Source organism: Micromonospora sp. CNZ286 (assembly GCF_014207755.1).
In genome coordinates this window covers 4,175,050-4,190,837 of the sequence record NZ_JACHIZ010000001.1, presented here as the reverse complement: position 1 = coordinate 4,190,837, position 15,788 = coordinate 4,175,050, and the positions used below count along the sequence as shown (strand labels likewise).

The window sequence follows — 15,788 nt, the reverse complement described above, 5'->3', positions numbered from 1 at the left end:
TCACCGAGGCAGCGCGTAGAACTGCTCGCATTGGCATCCAGAGCGGCGGCGAGGCTCAAAGGCGAGACTAGCCAGCAGTTCGCCGCTCGGATCGCGGACAGCCACCCTATCGAGTGACGGAGCCGAAGCCGAAGCCCAAGCCGTCCAAGCCGGCCACGCCGCCGAAGGCGAAGCAGGCGCCGAAGCGGCAGGAGAAGCCCGAACGGACCTCGTCGAAGCAGAACCGGCCCGAGCACCAGCGTGACCGAGATCGTGTTCAGGACAACGAGCCGAAGGCAGCCGGATGCGACCGGCACAGCTTCGACCCGAACACCCGGGTCCTGATGGCCGACGACACCGCACGACCGATCGTTGAGGTCAACATCGGTGACACGGTAGCCACAACCGACCCCACCACCGGTGAACACAGCGATCAGCAGGTGACCCTGCTACACGTCAACCGAGACACCGAGCTGACCGACGTGACCGTGTCGGCAAAGCCTGCCGACCAGCCGGCGCGGTCCACCGGTGAGGGTGAAGGGGAACGCAGTACCCGCGGACCGACCGGATCGGTTCTGCACACCACCGCACACCATCCCTTCTGGGACGCCACCACCGGCGACTGGGTCGACGCTGCGGACCTGATCCCAGGCGAGTCGACCCTGGTCGGGCCCGACGGACAGATCCAGTACGTCACCGACGTCCGCAACTTCACCGGCGCCAAGGTGATGCGGGACCTCACCGTCGCCATCACCCACACGTACTATGAGCCATTTTCATCCTGCGTGGCGGTCGGCTTCGACGCGGTGCAGGACGAGGATGGCCTGCACGATCGCGGTCGCTCGGCGTGGGCAGCAGCGCAGCTTGACCAGGATTTTCCAGGTCTTGAGGGTGGCGATCGCGCGTTCGCCGCGGGCGCGGATCTTCGCGTGCGCTCGGTTGACGGCCTTCTGCCGGCGTGACAGCTTCGGCCGGAAGCGGCGCCGCTTGAACGGGGTGCGCACGCTGCCGGGGGCGCCTTGATAGCCCTTGTCCGCGAAGGTCATCACGTCGGTGCTGGCCAGGGCGTCGATGATGCCGTGGGTGCGGGCGGCGGTCAGGTCGTGCGTCGAGGCGGGCAGCGCGGCCGAGGCCCAGACGAGACGCCCGGCCGCGTCGGCGATGACCTGCACGTTCACGCCGTGACGCTTGTGTTTTCCGGAGTAGTACGGCTTCTGGTTGGCGACCCGGTCGATCGGGATCAGGGTGCCGTCGAGGATTGCGTAGGCGAGCAGACGGATCCTGGTCATGGCCGTGGCCAGGTCGTCGGCGGTCGCGGCGAGCAGGTCGATGGCCTCGTGGACATAACGCCAGGCGGTCGTGACGCCGATGTCGAATCCGGCGGCCAGGCGGGTGTAGGTGTCGCCGTTGCGCAGGTGGGCCAGGGCGAGCAGGGCTTGCCGGCCGGGGTCGAGGCGTCGCCACCGAGACCGTTGCTGCTGGCGGCGGGTTCGGATGAGGGCGGCGAGGTGGTTCAGGCTGCGGGTGGACAACGGAATCGCGGCAGGGTAAGACAGCACAGCGAGGCTCCCGGTTGGGGCATCTGATCTTGGTCGATTGCTGTCTTACCGGGAGCCTCGTCCTACCTGGACACCGGCCTCCCACACCGCCCGTGACCTGCGCCGTCACGATGAAAATGGCTCATTGTACAGTCCCCAGGCTGTGGTGAAGCAGTACCCGAAGTCGAGATGAAAGTGTTCCGGTTCGCCTTTGTCGGGGCGGGCCGGCACTTTCCCGTATTCGACGTACACGGGCACATGTGAGGTCGGGGCGACATCGGTGGGATCAACACCGGTCTCCTCCGTCAGTTCCCGCATCGCCGCATCGATCAGCGAGGTGTCGGTCGGCTCCAGGTGTCCTCCAGGCTGCAGCAGGATTCCATAGGCAAGGTTTTCCCGGACTAACGGAGAGCAGCGGCACGCGGACAGCTTGGGTGTGGTCCTGTGATTATGCCTCTTCGTGGCTCCTGTCTATCGGGGAGCCACGGCACGATCGTCAAACCGGGAGCTGAGACGGCGCAGACGGCAACCAGCACGGCGATCCCGGCGAACTGTACAGCAGCGAATGTACTGTTGTCGGGTGGAGACGTTGACGCACGCGCAGCTCCTGGCCCGCTTCGGTCATGCCCTGTCGGACCCGACCCGGGCGCGGCTGTTGCTGGCCCTGCGCGAGCAGCCCGGGTACCCGGCTGAGCTGGCAGAGGTGCTGGGCACCACCCGGCAGAACCTGTCCAACCACCTGGCGTGCCTGCGCGGGTGCGGCCTGGTCGTGGCGGTCGCGCAGGGCCGGCGGACCCGTTACGAGCTGGCCGACGCCCGGATGGCGCGCGCCCTGGGTGACCTACTCGGCTTGGTCCTCGCGGTCGACCCGGCCGCGTGCCCGGCCTCGGCCGAGAAGGGCTGTTGCTGATGAGCCTGCCGCTGTTCCAGCTGACACCGTCCGGCCCCAGCCCGCTCCGGCGGGCCGTGCTCACCAAGCGGGTGCAGCTGCTGGTCGCTGCCACCATCACCTACAACGTCATCGAGGCGGTCGTGGCGATCACCGCCGGGACGATCGCGTCGTCGACCGCGCTGATCGGCTTCGGCCTCGACTCGATCATCGAGGTGTCGTCGGCGGCGGCGGTGGCGTGGCAGTTCGCCGGCCGTGACCCCGAAGCGCGGGAGAGGAAGGCGCTGCGCATCATCACGATCTCGTTCTTCGCCCTCGCCGCCTACGTCAGCGTCGAATCGGTGCGCGTGCTGATCGGCGGCGCCGAGGCCGAACATTCCAAGGTCGGGCTGGTCCTGGCCGCGGTGTCGCTCGCCGTGATGCCGGGGCTTTCGTACGCGCAGCGCCGCACCGGACGCGAACTCGGTTCCCGCACGGCCGTGGCCGACTCGAAGCAGACCCTGCTGTGCACCTACCTGTCCGCGGTCCTGCTGGTGGGCCTGGCGGTCAACAGCCTGTTCGGTTGGTCGTGGGCCGACCCGATCGCCGCGCTGGTCATCGCGGCCGTCGCTGTCAAGGAAGGCCGCGAAGCGTGGAAGGGCGACAGCTGCTGCACCCCGAACGCCGCCCTGCACACCGTCTCGGCCAGCGCCCCGCCGTCCGGGTCCACTGCGACCGCTGCCTGCGCCGACGGTTGCTGCGGCACGGGCGAGACCGGCGAGCCGCGTTGATGGCCGCCGCCGTTCTGGGGATCTACCTGCTCAGCTGCGCCTTCATCCGAGCCCTGGTCGGCGAGCAGTTGTGAGAGTCGTGTGAAGGAACGAGCGAAAGTCGGGACTGTCAGCTCCGCTATGATTAGATGTCGCGAATGTGGACGACAGTGAGCCTTTTTCATCCTGCGTAGCGGTTGGCTTCGACGTGGTGCAGAACGAGGATGGCCTGCACGATCGTGGTCGCCCGCCGTGGGCAGCAGCGCAGCTTGACCAGGATCTTCCAGGTCTTGAGGGTGGCGATCGCCCGTTCGCCGCGGGCGCGGATCTTCGCGTGGGCCCGGTTCACGGCCTTCTGTCGGCGTGACAGCTTGGGCCGGAAGCGGCGCCGCTTGAACGGCGTGCGCACGCTCCCGCCGGCTCCCTGATAGCCCTTGTCCGCGAAGGTCGTCACCTCTGCGCTGGTCAGCGCCTCGATGATGCCGTGGGTCCGGGCCGCGGTCAGGTCGTGGACAGAGCCGGGCAGCGCCGGCGAAGCCCAAACGAGGCGGCCCGCCGCGTCGGCGATGACCTGCACGTTCACGCCGTGGCGCTTGTGCTTCCCCGAGTAGTACGGCCGCTGGTCGGCGACCCGGTCGATCGGGATCAGGGTGCCATCCAGGATCGCGTACGCCAGCCGGCGGATCCGGTTGATGGGGGTGGCCAGGTCGTTCGCGGCCATCGCGAGCAGGGCTATCGCTTCCTGCACGTACCGCCAAGCGGTACTCACGCCGACGGCGAACCCGGCGGCCAGCCGGGTGTAGGTATCACCGTTGCGCAGGTGAGCCAGAGCGAGCAGTGCCTGCCGTCCCGCGTCGAGGCGCCGCCACCTGGATCGACGCTGGTCACGGTGGTGGCGGATACGGTCAGCGAGGTGGTTCAGGGTCCGGCTGGACAACGAGATCGTGGACGGGTAAGACAGCACAGGCGAGGCTCCCGTGTTGGGGCATCGGGTTTTGGTCGATTTGCTGTCTTACCTGGAGCCTCGCCCTCATCGATCTACGGCCCCCGCCTACCCACGCTGACCTGCAAGATCAGGATGAAAAAGGCTCAAATAACGGCTGATCGACCGATCAAGGGAGAGACGCCAGATGACGACCGAGATCACCTCGGGGCAGGAGCCGGCCGGTGGGTCGGTGGGTGCGGTCACGGATGAGCAGCTGATCGCGATGCTGGTCGATCGGGCTCGTGGCGACGGGCTGAAGCTGACCGGCGAGGGTGGGCTGCTACAGCAGCTCACGAAGCGGGTCCTGGAGTCGGCCTTGGACGGTGAGATGACCGACCACGTCGGCTACGACAAGCACGATCCTGCTGGTCGGGGCAGCGGGAACACGCGTAACGGCAGCCGAACCAAGACGGTGCTCACCGATGTCGGGCCGGTCGAGGTCCGGGTCCCTCGTGACGCGGCGGGGACGTTCGAGCCGCAGATCGTGCGTAAGCGGCAGCGGCGCCTGACCGGGGTCGATGACATGGTGTTGTCGTTGTCGGCCAAGGGGCTGACGCACGGGGAGATCGCCGCCCATCTGGCTGAGGTGTACGGCGCGGAAGTGTCGAAGCAGACCATCTCCACCATCACTGACAAGGTGATGGACGGGATGGCCGAGTGGCAGAACCGGCCCCTCGACCCGGTGTATCCGGTCGTGTTCATCGATGCTATCAACGTCAAGATCAGGGACGGTCAGGTCGCGAACCGGCCGATCTACCTCGCCATGGCGGTCACCGTCGACGGGCACCGTGACATCCTCGGCATCTGGGCCGGTGACGGCGGTGAAGGCGCCAAGCACTGGCTGCACGTGCTGACGGAACTGAAGAACCGCGGCGTGGCCGATGTGCTCATGCTCGTCTGCGACGGATTGAAGGGCCTACCGGAGGCGGTGGAGACGGTGTGGCCGCGCACGATCGTGCAGACGTGCGTGGTGCATCTGCTGCGCAACTCGTTCCGGTACGCGGCCCGGCAGGACTGGGACAAGATCGCAAAGGCGCTCAAGCCTGTCTACACCGCGCCCACCGAGGACGCCGCGACCGAGCGGTTCCTCGAGTTCGCCGAGACCTGGGGCCGCAAGTATCCGGCGATCGTGAAGTTGTGGGAGAACGCCTGGGCGGAGTTCGTGCCGTTCCTCGCCTTCGACGTGGAGATCCGCAAGGTCGTCTGCTCCACGAACGCGATCGAGAGCGTCAACGCCCGCATCCGCAAGGCCGTCCGCGCCCGCGGTCACTTCCCGAACGAGCAGGCCGCGCTCAAGTGCGTGTACATGGCGTTGATGAGCCTCGACCCCACCGGCGCCGGCCGCCGGCGGTGGACCATGCGCTGGAAAGCACCACTCAACGCGTTCCAGATCGCGTTCGAGGGCCGGCTCACCCCGGCCAACCACTGACCACCTCAACAACCAAGATCAGCCGTTAACTTGACACTCCCTTGTAGGGCGGTGCAACAGGGCAGCGTCGCTGGAGACCATCACGTCGAGCAGGCTGGCGCCTCGCCGCTGCAGCAGACGCGCGGTGAGGGTGGGGGTCAGGGAGAGGCTGACCGCGGCTAGCAGGATGGCCGCGAGCACCGGCGCCCACAAGTGACCCCCGGTGGTGGCGCCGATGATGCCGGGGAGAATGGCGCCCAGCAGGACCACGGGGAAGATCGTCATTTGTCCACCGGTCGGATCGCCTGCTCGTTGTCCAGGGTAGCGGCGATCGCGGGCATCGGTGCCGACAGCCGGCATCAGGAGCGCGATCAGCGGTGCCACGGCGCAGGCCACTGCGGCTGCGGCGATGGCGCCGCTGACGGCGACGACGCCCAGCGGAGAGCGGGTCACGGCCCACAACACGGCCGCCAGCACGATCGACGGTACGCCGAATAACAAGAACCATGCCGCCATCCGGCCGCGTACGTCAGCCTGAAGGGCGCCCGGTGTGGTGAGCAGCTGCCACAGGGCCGTGCCGTCCAAGGCGTAGGTGTTGACCGCGACCATCGCGCCGAACACCGCCGCCGCGGAACCCACGAGGGGCAGCGCCCAACTCCAGTCGGTGACCCCGATGATGAGCGCCATCAACAGCGGGGTCAGCCAGGCGCTACGCAGTTCCACACCGCGCGCGGGATCCCGCGACCAGGTGGCCAGCTCTCGCGAGACGACAGCGGACACCTGCGGCGTCGTGAACGGAAGCGACAGCCCACGATCCGGTGCGTGAGGGCGTCGCGGCGTCACGAGACGAGGTGGTCGGCGTAGGGCCCGCGCTGTCAGGGTGGTCCAGCCCATGTGCAGCAGTGCACCCAGGGCCAGGAGGGCCATCAGCGGCACGACGACCGCTTCCGTCCCGGCGTTGTCACGGGCGGCGATCGCGGCGCGGTACCCCCATCCCGTGGGCAGGAGGGCGAGCACGTCGATGATCGGCGCGGGTAGCTGCCCGAAGGTTGGGAGGACCAGGGTGGTGTCGTTCTGACCGAGGCGGGGCAGCAACCAGGCCGCGATCGGCACCCAGCCAGCGAACGACAGCGCGAGCATGACGGCGGTCTGGGTGGCGGCCAGCCTCATCCCGGCCCGGGTCTGCAACAGCCAGGCCGCGATCACCGCCACCGTCTTACCCGCCCAGACCAGCAGATACAGCTGTGCCACCATCGCCACCGCGCCGATCGTGGCCGCCGTCAGGCCGCCCGGTGCGGCCAGCACGACCAGGGACGACAGACAGGTCAGCGTGACCAGCGGGCCGACGCCCAGCAGCTCGGTCCAGGACAAAGCCCGAGCCGCGCGCCATGGCCGTAGCGGATAGCCGCGTAACCAGTCGCGCGAGATGACCGACGGATCGTGGCGTGGCTGGGTCAGAGGGCCGAACAGCCACATGCCTCCCCATCCGGTGAGCGCCACGGCGATCCAGCCTTCGTGGAGCAGTCCGCGGTTGGCCACTGCTGCGCCGACGACCACCAACGCGGCCAGGGCCATACCGGTGACCAGGCTGAATCCGCGCTCGTTGTGCGGGCCGTTGCGGAGCAGGCGTAGCTTCAGCACGAACAGGGCTCGGGTCATGTCAGCCACCTCAGCGGGCGGACCGGATCGGCGCCGACCAGATCGACGAAGCGTTCGTTGAGCGTCCCGTTCGCTGCCACCTTGTCTACCGGCCCCTCGACCAACACCCGGCCACCGGCCACCAACGCCACCCGGCGGCAGTTGCGTTCGACGAAGTCCATCATGTGGCTCGACATGACCACCGTGCCGCCGGCGGCGACGTACTGTGTGAGCACCTGTTCGATGGAGCGGGCCGAGACCGGGTCGATTGCCTCGAACGGCTCGTCGAGGACCAGCACCCGGGGGAGGTGCAGCATCGCCAGCGCCAGATTGATCTTCTTGCGCATGCCGGTGGAATACTCCACGATCAGCGTGCGTGGAGTAGCGTCGAGGCCAAGGATCTCCAGCAGGTCCTCGGCGCGGACCCGCCAGCTGTCATCCAGCCCACGCAGCCCGGCGCTGTAGCGCAGCACCTCGGTGGCGGTCAGCCGTTCGGGTAGCGACAGCCCGTCCATCATGATTCCGAGCTGGGCGAGCGCGGCTTGCCGATCGGTTCGTAGGTCATGACCGGCGATCCTGATCGTGCCGGAGGTCGGCTCCCGCAACCCGCACATGGCCGTCAGCGTGGTGGTCTTGCCGGCCCCGTTCGGGCCGACGATGCCATAGCACATTCCCGATGGGATGCTCAAGCTGACCCGGTCGACGGCGAGTACAGCGCCGAAACGCTGGGTGAGGTCAGTTACCTCAACGGCGGGGACAGTGGAATCGAGCACTTGCATCGTCTCTTTCCGGCAAGGAACGGCAGACCGGTCAATTCGGCCGCACTATTCGTCGATCAGGCCGCGGATCTCGTCCATGCGACAGGACGTCGAAGCGGGTTGCCGGAGCAGCGCATACACAACGAAATGCGCTGACCGCCGAGCGGCCATCTAAGTGACGGCACGCCAGCAGTCGCCCGCTGCTACAGCAGAGCGACGTTCGTTCGGCTCCGCTACCACACGACCAGTTCACCGTTTTGTGCAGTCGGATGAGCTATCACTCGGCGGTGTGCGTGAGGATGGCGACGGCCAGTTCCTCGTGCACCTCCGGCGGAAGCGTATGTCCCATGCCCGCAGTGATCATCAGCCGCGCTCCCGGGATCTGCTCGGCGATGATCGCGCCGTGACCCGGCTTCACCGGCTCGTGGCTGCCCTCGATGACCAGCGTGGGCGCCTTCAGTTGGTGCAGCACGCCCACCGGCTCGAAGTCCGGGCTGGCCGCAGCGGCCAGCCGGTGGTTGGCCACCGCCGTCAGGTCGCGGGCCCGGTCGTAGATTCGTTCCTGTAGCCGGCGCGCCGCGTCCTCGTCGAACGGCAGCCCGGTGCCGTGCAGCACGCGCTGTTCGGCGATCATGCTGTTGATCTGGGTGCGCCGGTCCTCTGGTGGTGTGGCGGTCATCAGCGACCGGTAGAAGGCCAGGAACTCCGGCGTCGGCTCGGGCAGGCTGTCCTCGGGCTGCGGCTGCCCCATCAGGGCCCGCAGGATCACCTGACCTTCGCCGCCGCCGAGCGGCGAGGAGGCGATGACGGTCAGTGAACGTACCCGGTCCGGCTGCTCCACCGCGATGAACTGGCCGAGTAGCCCGCCGGCCGAGTGGCCGACCAGGTGGGCGCTCTCCAGGCTGTGGGCGTCCAGCACGCGGTACACGTCGTTCTTGATGTCGTCCCAGGTGTACGGCTGTGCCGCGAAGTCGACCGTGCCCGACTTGCCAGTGTCACGGTGGTCGTACCGGATTACCCGGCGGCCTCCGGCGACAAGGCGGCCGACGAACTCGTCCGGCCACAGGACGCCCTGCGACATCGACCCCATGATCAATAGGATCGGCGCATCCGTTACGGCGCCGAACTCTTCACTCCAGATGTTCACATCATGCATGTCTCAGAGCATGTCTTCTTCCGCCGCAGGCGCCTTCTGTAGAACTACTAGTCGCGCCAGTTCCGTACGGGAGCCGATGCCCAGCTTCGGATAGATCTTGTACAGGTGGTACTCGACCGTGCGGGGGCTCAGGAACAGCTGGGCGGCGATCTGCTTGCTCGACAACCCGTCGGCGACCAGGCCCGCGATGCGCAACTCCTGCGGGGTCAGCGCGTCCAGCACGGCCGAGCCCGGGGCCTGCCCGCTCTCGCCCGCCGCCCGCAGTTCACCCTGTGCGCGCCTCGCCCACGGCCTCGCGCCCGCCCGCTCGAACGTCTCCCACGCCATCCGCAGATGCGTCCGCGCGTCGCCCGGCCGCTGCGCGCGGCGCAGGCGCTCACCCAGCAGCAGAGCCGTCCTGGCCGCCTCGAACGGGTTGGTGTGCAGCCGCAACGCCTCGCCGAAGGCGTCCTCGGACGACTCGGCCAAGCCCCGGCAGCGGGCCAGCAGGGCGCGCGACTCGGGCGTCGCGGCGTGCGCCGACCATCGCTCGTACGCCTCGAGCGCCGCCCGTGCACCCACCTCGTCGCCCGCGCCCATGGCGGCCTCGACACGATCCGGCGCCGTCCGCCACACCACGGTGGGATGCCCGACACCCGGTCCCGCCTCGGCGATGGCCGTGAAGCGGTCATGCGCCGTCGCGTAGCGTCCCAGGCACAGGTCGAGCAGCGCCAGCGCGTACGCGGCGACCCCTGCCCGCAGACCTACCCGGTGCGGTATGGCGATGGCCAGCGCCTCGCGGGCCTGCCGTTCACAAATCTCCTCCTCGCCTCGCAGCGCCGCCAGGACCGCCAGGTTGGCCAGGTGCGCGGCCACGGTGTTCTCATAGCCGGCCTCGCGGGCCAGTTCCAGGCCCTCCTCGGAGATGGCCTGGCTGCTTGCCAGCCGCCCGGCGATGCGCTCGGCCGTCGCCACGAACTCCAGCACGACCGGCAGCTGCCCGGTCATCCCCGACACCCTGGCCACCCGTCCGGCCCGCTCGGCCATCTCGGTCGCCAGATCCGACTCGCCCAGATGGCTGGCCGCGGCCGCCGCCCACAGGTACTCCGCCGCCTCCCCCAGCTCGCCGACCCGCGCCAGCGCCCGCCGCAGCAGACCCGGTCCGGCAGCGTCGCCATCCAGCGCCAGACCGATCCCGGCAACCGTGTCCCGCAAGAATCCCTCGCGGTGCCCTGCCGCCCTCCGCCCGAGCTCGATGATGGCCGCCGTGTCGCCGACGTACGAAGCGGCCTCCGCGGCATCGGCCAGCATCTCCAGGCTGTCGCCCCCCGCCAGGATCCGCACGGCCTCGGCGGCGTTGCCGGAGTTCAACTCAAACCTGCCCCTGAGCTGGGCGATTTCCACTGCGAGGCCGGCATCCGCGCCAGCCTGGTCACGGGCCTCGGCCAGCAGCGACTCCGCCTGCCCGGGGCGACCACCAAGCCAGGCCGCGACGGCGGCGTCCTTCAGGCGGGCAGCACGGGTGCGCGGCTCGGGGGTCAGCTCGGCGGCCCGGGCCAGGGCTGCGGCAGCGGTGCCGTACCCACCGCGGTCGCGCGCCAGCTCCGCGGCGGTCACCAACTCGATGGCGGCCTGCTCGTCCTGGCCCATGGCGGCTCCGGCCAGGTGCCAGGCGCGACGCTCACCCTCGGTGAGTTCCGCCAGTACCGCATGCACCCGGCGGATCCTGGCCGGGGTGTCCGCCTCGTGCACCGCCGACCGGATGAGCGGATGGCAGAAGCGCACGCGCGTACCCGAAAGCTCGGCCAGCCCGGACTCCTCCAGCTCGGCCAGCGCCATCCGCCCGGTCCACGCCCCCATGTTCTCTCCGGGCAGTACCGTCCGCTCGGCGGACAACCGGTCAGTGGCGCGCAGGACCAGGTCGAGGTCAGCCTCCACGGTGGCAACCAGCGCGAGCAGCCGGGCGGAGGCGGACAACGCGGCCACCCGGTCGCCGAACAGTCGGGTCCCACCGGGCAGCGGGTCGGGCAGCGGTTCGCTGCCGGCGAGTTGCGCGGGTGTCAGGCAGGCGGCTATCTCGCCCAGCGCGAGCGGGTTCGCGCGGGTCAGCGTGACGAGTTCCCGCGCCACACAGGGCTGCACACCGCAGCGGGACTCCAGCATCTCGGCTGCGGCGGCTCCGGGGAGGCCACGCACCTCCACCGTCAGAGGCACACCCTTGACCGGAGCGTCCCCGCGCACGGCGAACAACATCGCGATCTTTTCGGTCTCCAGCCGCCGAGCGGCGAACAGCAGTGCGTCGGCCGAGGCCTGGTCGATCCACTGGAAGTCGTCGACCACACAGATCAGCCCGTCCGGTGCGGCGGCTTCGACCAGCAGCGAGAGCACGGCAGCGCCCAGCAGGTACCGGTCGCCGGCAGTGCCTGCGGCGAGCCCCAGCGCCGCGCACACAGCGTCGTGCTGCGGTCCGGGCAGCGCGTCGAGCATGCCGGTCACCGGCCACAGCACCTGGTGCAGCGCGGCGAACGCGAGGTCGGTCTCAGCCTCGACGCCGGTGGTCCGCAGCACACGCATCGCGCCGCCACGCACGGCTACCGCGTCGAGCAGGGCCGTCTTGCCCACGCCTGCCTCGCCCCGCAACATCACCGCACCACCAACGCCGTCGCGAGCCCGCGCGATCACCTTGTCGAGTGCGCTGACCTCCGCCGACCTGCCGTAAAGCACGAACAACCACTCTAGGAGACTTCCACGCCGTCCCATCCCCACAGAGTCACTTCTCACAAACAGCGACACGGCGTGAACGTGCAGGTCATGGCCGCCGCCACCGGCCGCCTCGTCCGGCTTCACCGAGATGCGGTCCACGACCCGACCGCAGCCCGCACACACGGCATCATCGAGGCATTGACCAGGACAGACGCGATGACTTTCACCGGCAAGGGGCCACCTAGGGAACCCACGGCAGCGTGGCACCCCGATCAAGCGGGGCACCGCAGCCCGGCAGGTCGCAGCCGGCTCGGTTCCCCCGGCTGCTTCCGACCGAAGCTGTCACGCCCGCAGAAGGCGGTGAACCTGTGCACTGACGAAGATCCGCGCAATCACAGATCGCGCATAAGCCGATCCTCAGGTCGAACCGACGCTGAACCGCCCCGAATTCTTGTAAAGACCACCGTCGGCGGTGGCCCGCGCGGAGCCGTCTCGGATCGCGTGGTCGAAGGCGACGGCGTCCGCACACTCGGCAGGACTGTGGGCTTTAAGGTCGGCCCAGAAGCGGTCGTCGGGGGACGGGCATCCCACTTCCCTGTCAAGTTCCAGCGTGTCTTGTCGGCGGGCCGCTATAGATCATCCGGTTGTCGGCGTACGGCTTCCAGTGCAGCGCTAGGTACGCCAGACAAACACGTCGGAGCACCAACCGCGCCGATATCGTGCGGTGAGCGCGCCAGCGTTCCGGGCTGATGCCCGAGCCCACCCGCGCCGCCCGCCACGCGGTCAGGACCGGCTCGATCAACGCCCACCGCTCATCCGACAAGTCCGACCGATACCCACGCCGCTTCGTACCCACGCGGCGATCAACGACCCGAAGTGCCTGACGCCACGGCCGAACGTGAATCAACCGCTACACAGATCAGATGCCCTCTTACGCCCTCCGCGGGTTCAGTTCCCGCCGCCACCGCTCCTGAAAAGGCGAGACGCCCGGCGACTCTTCGCGAGTCACCGGGCCTTTCCCTTTGTGGTCTCAGTGCTGGTCTCAGTGGCCCTCGCGCCACGTCGCGGCGAGCCCGTCTCGTGAGGTGCCGCCTGAGCCGGAGGTTCCAGCGCTGCGCGCGGCGGCACACCTGCCCACGGAATCGGCAGCGGGTGCTGCGTCAGTAGCGTGTCAAGCACCTCGCTGATCGTGTGCCGGGACAGCTCGCCGGTGACGGCCTGGGCCACGCGGTCGTAGATGTCGTCCAGGACGGGCGCGATGCCGTGCCCGACGGGGCAGTCCCGTCGGGGCTGATGCGGGTGCAGTGCGAACGCCGGGCCCGGCTCGACCACCGCATACACGTCGGCGAGGGTGACGGTGGTGGCTGGCATCCGCAGCGACCACCCGCCGCCGGGTCCGACGTCGGTGGTGACCAGCCCGGCATCGCGCAGTGGGCCGAGGGCGCGACGGACAGCGGCAGGCCTGCTCTCCAGGCTTGCGGCGATCTGGTCGCTGGTCAGTCCGGTGTGGCCGTGCCGTTGCGCCAGGGCGAGCCAGCACAGGGCATGGACGGCCACGGTGAGGCGACTGTTACCGGCCATGAGGTCTCCGTCCAGGGGTTGCGCTTCTGCCTCCGACCACGAGAACTCGTAACAACGTCTGTTACAGATAGGGGCCGATGTGCAGCCTTCCGACTTCGCCAGCTGTGCCGTAGTGGAGATGCGGCGTTACGCGCTGCGGCCCGGTCACTTCGATGACCTTCAGCGGGTCTTCCAGCCGTGGTTCATCGCGGGGCAGGAGCATGCCGGGATGCGGCTGGGCGGACAGTTCCGGGACCGGAATGACCCGGACAGGTTCGTGTGGTTCCGAGGCTTCGCCTCCATGGACCAGCGCCGCGAAGCGCTGGAGTCCTTCTATTCCGGGCCCTTGTGGCAGGCGCACCGCGACGCGGCCAACGCCACGATGATCGACAGCGATGACGTCCTCCTGCTGCGACCGACCGAGCCGGACCACCGCCCTGGCGTGTCAGTGGCCACCGGGCAACCGGGACCGACGGTCGACCCGACCCTGGGTGGTCGCCCAGGTGTGGTCGCTGCCGACCGCCGACCTGGAAGCATGGCTGACCACCGCCGGGCACCCGATCCTCCAGCGGGCTCTGGGCGTGCCGGTGGCGATGTGGCGCACTGAGCCGGCGGAGAACACCTTTCCGCGGCTACCGGTGCGAGACGGCCGCTTCGTGGTGTCGCTTACTGTGTTTCGGGACGGGGAACAGTGGTCCATGGCTGCGGCCCGGCTTGATGACGACCCTGGCTGGCGCCGAATCGCCGATCGGCTGTCGGATGCCGGGGCGACAAGCAAGGTGAGTCACCTGCAGCCGACCGCCACATCGGGCCACCCGGTGCCGACGGCTGCGCCGCCCCACCCGGCGGTGGCTGGATGACCGGTCCTTCGCCCAGCCCCGGCCTGCTTCCTCGCTGCCTCCGCCAGGCGGCCCGCGTACCGGCGGCGGTACGCGAGCCCGGTGTGGGCGTCCGTCAGCGCCGGTCGAGTTCCTTCTTTAGCTGCTGGATGAGGGTCTTGCGGGACTTGCCGTCGCGATCGCGGCGCAGTGCCGACTTCAGTTGGGCCTTGTCGAGGTCGCGGACGAGCTTGGCAGCCTCGGCGACCGGCAACTCCGACAGTTGTTCGGCCGACGTGGCGTTGCGGCGGGCGCGTTTGGCCGGTCCGGTGTTGGCGACGTACTGCTTGCCGAACTTTGATTCCTTCCGCTTCTTGGGCGTCGGTCGCCCGCTTCTCCTTCTTATAGGGCATCTGATCTGTGTAGCGGTTGATTCACGTTCGGCCGTGGCGTCAGGCACTTCGGGTCGTTGATCGCCGCGTGGGTACGAAGCGGCGTGGGTATCGGTCGGACTTGTCGGATGAGCGGTGGGCGTTGATCGAGCCGGTCCTGACCGCGTGGCGGGCGGCGCGGGTGGGCTCGGGCATCAGCCGGCCGGTGCATGATCTCCGGGAGAACGTCAACGCGATCCTGTACGTGGCCAAGGACAGGGATCGCCTGGGAGTACCTGCCGCACGACTTCCCGCCAGCGAAGACGGTGTACGCCTACTACGCCAAGTGGGAGGCAGACGGGACCACGCAGCGGATCCACGACCTGCTGCGGGAACGGGTTCGCACGGCCCGGGGCCGCCGCGCGAGCCCGTCAGCGGTGGTCCTGGACTCGCAGAGCGTGAAGACCTTCACCAACGTCGGCGAGGACAGCCAGGGCATCGACGCGGCGAAAAAGATCAAGGGACGCAAGCGGCACATCGCCACCGACACCCTTGGCCTGCTCCTCGCCGTGATCGTCACCGCCGCGTCGGTGCAGGACTCCACCGCCGGCCGGCACCTGCTCACCAGCGTGTCCACGGACCATCCGGACGTGGTCAAGGCGTGGGTCGACGGCGGTTACAACACCGCCGTACGAGCGCACGGCGCACGGCTGGGAATCGACGTCAAGCGCGTACCCCGCCACGCCGGGAAGGGCTTCCACGTCCAGCCCCGGCGGTGGTCGTGGAACGGACCTTCGGTTGGCTGATGCAGCACCGACGACTCGTCCGTGACTACGAGACCCTTCCCCAACGCACCCGGGCGATGATCCACTGGGCGATGGCTAACACGATGAGCCGCTACCTCACCGGAGAACCCACCCCAACCTGGCGAAACGAAACCACCTGATCGGACCAACCTCACCAAACGAGATCAGATGCCCTCTTAGAACTCCTAACTTTTTGAGCGTTGGAGTCGGCGCCAGCAGATGGCGGCGCAGGCGGGGGTGAAGAACGCTTCGTGGATGTCGTCGCGGATCTCCCAGCGGATTCGGAGGCGGCGGAACCAGTGCAGCAGGGCGATGGTCTGCTCGACGACCCAGCGTCGAGTGCCGAGTCCAGAGCCGTGCGCGATGCCGCGTCGGGCGATGACAGGTGTGATACCGCGCGTGCGGAGCTCGGCGATCGGCTGGCTGCACGACCTCACGGCACCTCACCGAC

14 protein-coding genes and 3 pseudogenes are annotated in these 15,788 nt (G+C 68.7%); 6 read left to right on the top strand and 11 right to left on the bottom strand.

Translation table 11 applies throughout. The features are described from left to right. Nucleotides 1-755 precede the first annotated feature (755 nt). A complete protein-coding gene (locus FHX31_RS18210; RefSeq protein ID WP_091331585.1) occupies nucleotides 756-1,538 on the bottom strand; it encodes a transposase family protein in 783 nt (260 codons plus the stop codon). A gap of 105 nt (nucleotides 1,539-1,643) precedes the next feature. After that, complete coding sequence (locus FHX31_RS18205; protein ID WP_486481720.1) at nucleotides 1,644-1,871, bottom strand: NUDIX domain-containing protein; 228 nt, start codon at nucleotides 1,869-1,871, stop codon at nucleotides 1,644-1,646. 226 nt (nucleotides 1,872-2,097) lie between these two features. Here FHX31_RS18205 and FHX31_RS18200 point away from each other — a divergent pair, with 226 nt between their 5' ends. Together FHX31_RS18200 and FHX31_RS18195 are read left to right on the top strand one after the other, a co-directional pair. Beyond that, on the top strand, nucleotides 2,098-2,427 hold the full coding sequence (locus tag FHX31_RS18200) for an ArsR/SmtB family transcription factor (protein WP_375547166.1): 330 nt from the start codon (nucleotides 2,098-2,100) through the stop codon (nucleotides 2,425-2,427). After that, a complete protein-coding gene (locus FHX31_RS18195) occupies nucleotides 2,427-3,176 on the top strand; it encodes a cation efflux transmembrane domain-containing protein (RefSeq protein ID WP_184976851.1) in 750 nt (249 codons plus the stop codon). The genes FHX31_RS18200 and FHX31_RS18195 overlap by 1 nt, the downstream gene beginning before the upstream one ends. 160 nt (nucleotides 3,177-3,336) lie before the next feature. Here FHX31_RS18195 and FHX31_RS18190 read toward each other — a convergent pair whose 3' ends face one another. Beyond that, nucleotides 3,337-4,119, bottom strand: coding sequence for an IS5/IS1182 family transposase (locus FHX31_RS18190; RefSeq protein ID WP_013473820.1), 783 nt, complete (start codon nucleotides 4,117-4,119; stop codon nucleotides 3,337-3,339). Nucleotides 4,120-4,363: 244 nt separating this feature from the next. Between FHX31_RS18190 and FHX31_RS18185 the strand changes: the two genes are divergently transcribed. Next, the gene (locus tag FHX31_RS18185; protein ID WP_221489009.1) at nucleotides 4,364-5,569 is read left to right on the top strand and encodes an IS256 family transposase; all 1,206 of its coding nucleotides are present in this window, start codon (nucleotides 4,364-4,366) and stop codon (nucleotides 5,567-5,569) included. 18 nt (nucleotides 5,570-5,587) lie between these two features. Here FHX31_RS18185 and FHX31_RS18180 read toward each other — a convergent pair whose 3' ends face one another. From FHX31_RS18180 to FHX31_RS18155, 6 genes and pseudogenes are all read right to left on the bottom strand, one after another. Then, complete coding sequence (locus FHX31_RS18180) at nucleotides 5,588-7,207, bottom strand: hypothetical protein (RefSeq protein ID WP_184976849.1); 1,620 nt, start codon at nucleotides 7,205-7,207, stop codon at nucleotides 5,588-5,590. Next, a complete protein-coding gene (locus FHX31_RS18175; RefSeq protein WP_387034063.1) occupies nucleotides 7,204-7,959 on the bottom strand; it encodes an ABC transporter ATP-binding protein in 756 nt (251 codons plus the stop codon). Before FHX31_RS18175 ends, FHX31_RS18180 begins: the two co-directional genes overlap by 4 nt. A gap of 262 nt (nucleotides 7,960-8,221) precedes the next feature. Continuing rightward, on the bottom strand, nucleotides 8,222-9,100 hold the full coding sequence (locus FHX31_RS18170) for an alpha/beta hydrolase (protein ID WP_030504793.1): 879 nt from the start codon (nucleotides 9,098-9,100) through the stop codon (nucleotides 8,222-8,224). Nucleotides 9,101-9,103: 3 nt separating this feature from the next. Next, nucleotides 9,104-11,941, bottom strand: coding sequence for a LuxR family transcriptional regulator (locus FHX31_RS18165; RefSeq protein ID WP_221488096.1), 2,838 nt, complete (start codon nucleotides 11,939-11,941; stop codon nucleotides 9,104-9,106). Between the two features lie 601 nt (nucleotides 11,942-12,542). Next, nucleotides 12,543-12,638 (bottom strand): annotated as a pseudogene (locus tag FHX31_RS32745) (IS5/IS1182 family transposase); the annotation flags it as partial. A 149-nt stretch (nucleotides 12,639-12,787) separates the two neighbouring features. Then, nucleotides 12,788-13,363: an Rrf2 family transcriptional regulator gene (locus FHX31_RS18155; protein WP_123111895.1), complete on the bottom strand. Its 576-nt coding sequence runs from the start codon at nucleotides 13,361-13,363 to the stop codon at nucleotides 12,788-12,790. A 118-nt stretch (nucleotides 13,364-13,481) separates the two neighbouring features. Between FHX31_RS18155 and FHX31_RS18150 the strand changes: the two genes are divergently transcribed. Both FHX31_RS18150 and FHX31_RS18145 read left to right on the top strand, forming a co-directional pair. Further along, nucleotides 13,482-13,949: an NIPSNAP family protein gene (locus tag FHX31_RS18150; protein WP_184976848.1), complete on the top strand. Its 468-nt coding sequence runs from the start codon at nucleotides 13,482-13,484 to the stop codon at nucleotides 13,947-13,949. Then, a complete protein-coding gene (locus FHX31_RS18145; protein ID WP_184977894.1) occupies nucleotides 13,834-14,202 on the top strand; it encodes a hypothetical protein in 369 nt (122 codons plus the stop codon). Before FHX31_RS18150 ends, FHX31_RS18145 begins: the two co-directional genes overlap by 116 nt. A gap of 94 nt (nucleotides 14,203-14,296) precedes the next feature. On the opposite strand, the gene FHX31_RS18140 is transcribed toward FHX31_RS18145, so the two are convergent. Beyond that, entirely contained in the window at nucleotides 14,297-14,620 is a 324-nt protein-coding gene (locus FHX31_RS18140) for a hypothetical protein (RefSeq protein WP_184976847.1), read from the bottom strand. A gap of 20 nt (nucleotides 14,621-14,640) precedes the next feature. Here FHX31_RS18140 and FHX31_RS18135 point away from each other — a divergent pair. Then, nucleotides 14,641-15,477, top strand: a pseudogene (locus tag FHX31_RS18135) (IS5 family transposase). 45 nt (nucleotides 15,478-15,522) lie between these two features. Here the strand turns inward: FHX31_RS18135 and FHX31_RS32740 are convergent. Next, nucleotides 15,523-15,744: pseudogene (locus FHX31_RS32740) on the bottom strand (transposase); the annotation flags it as partial. Between the last annotated feature and the right edge of the window lie 44 nt (nucleotides 15,745-15,788).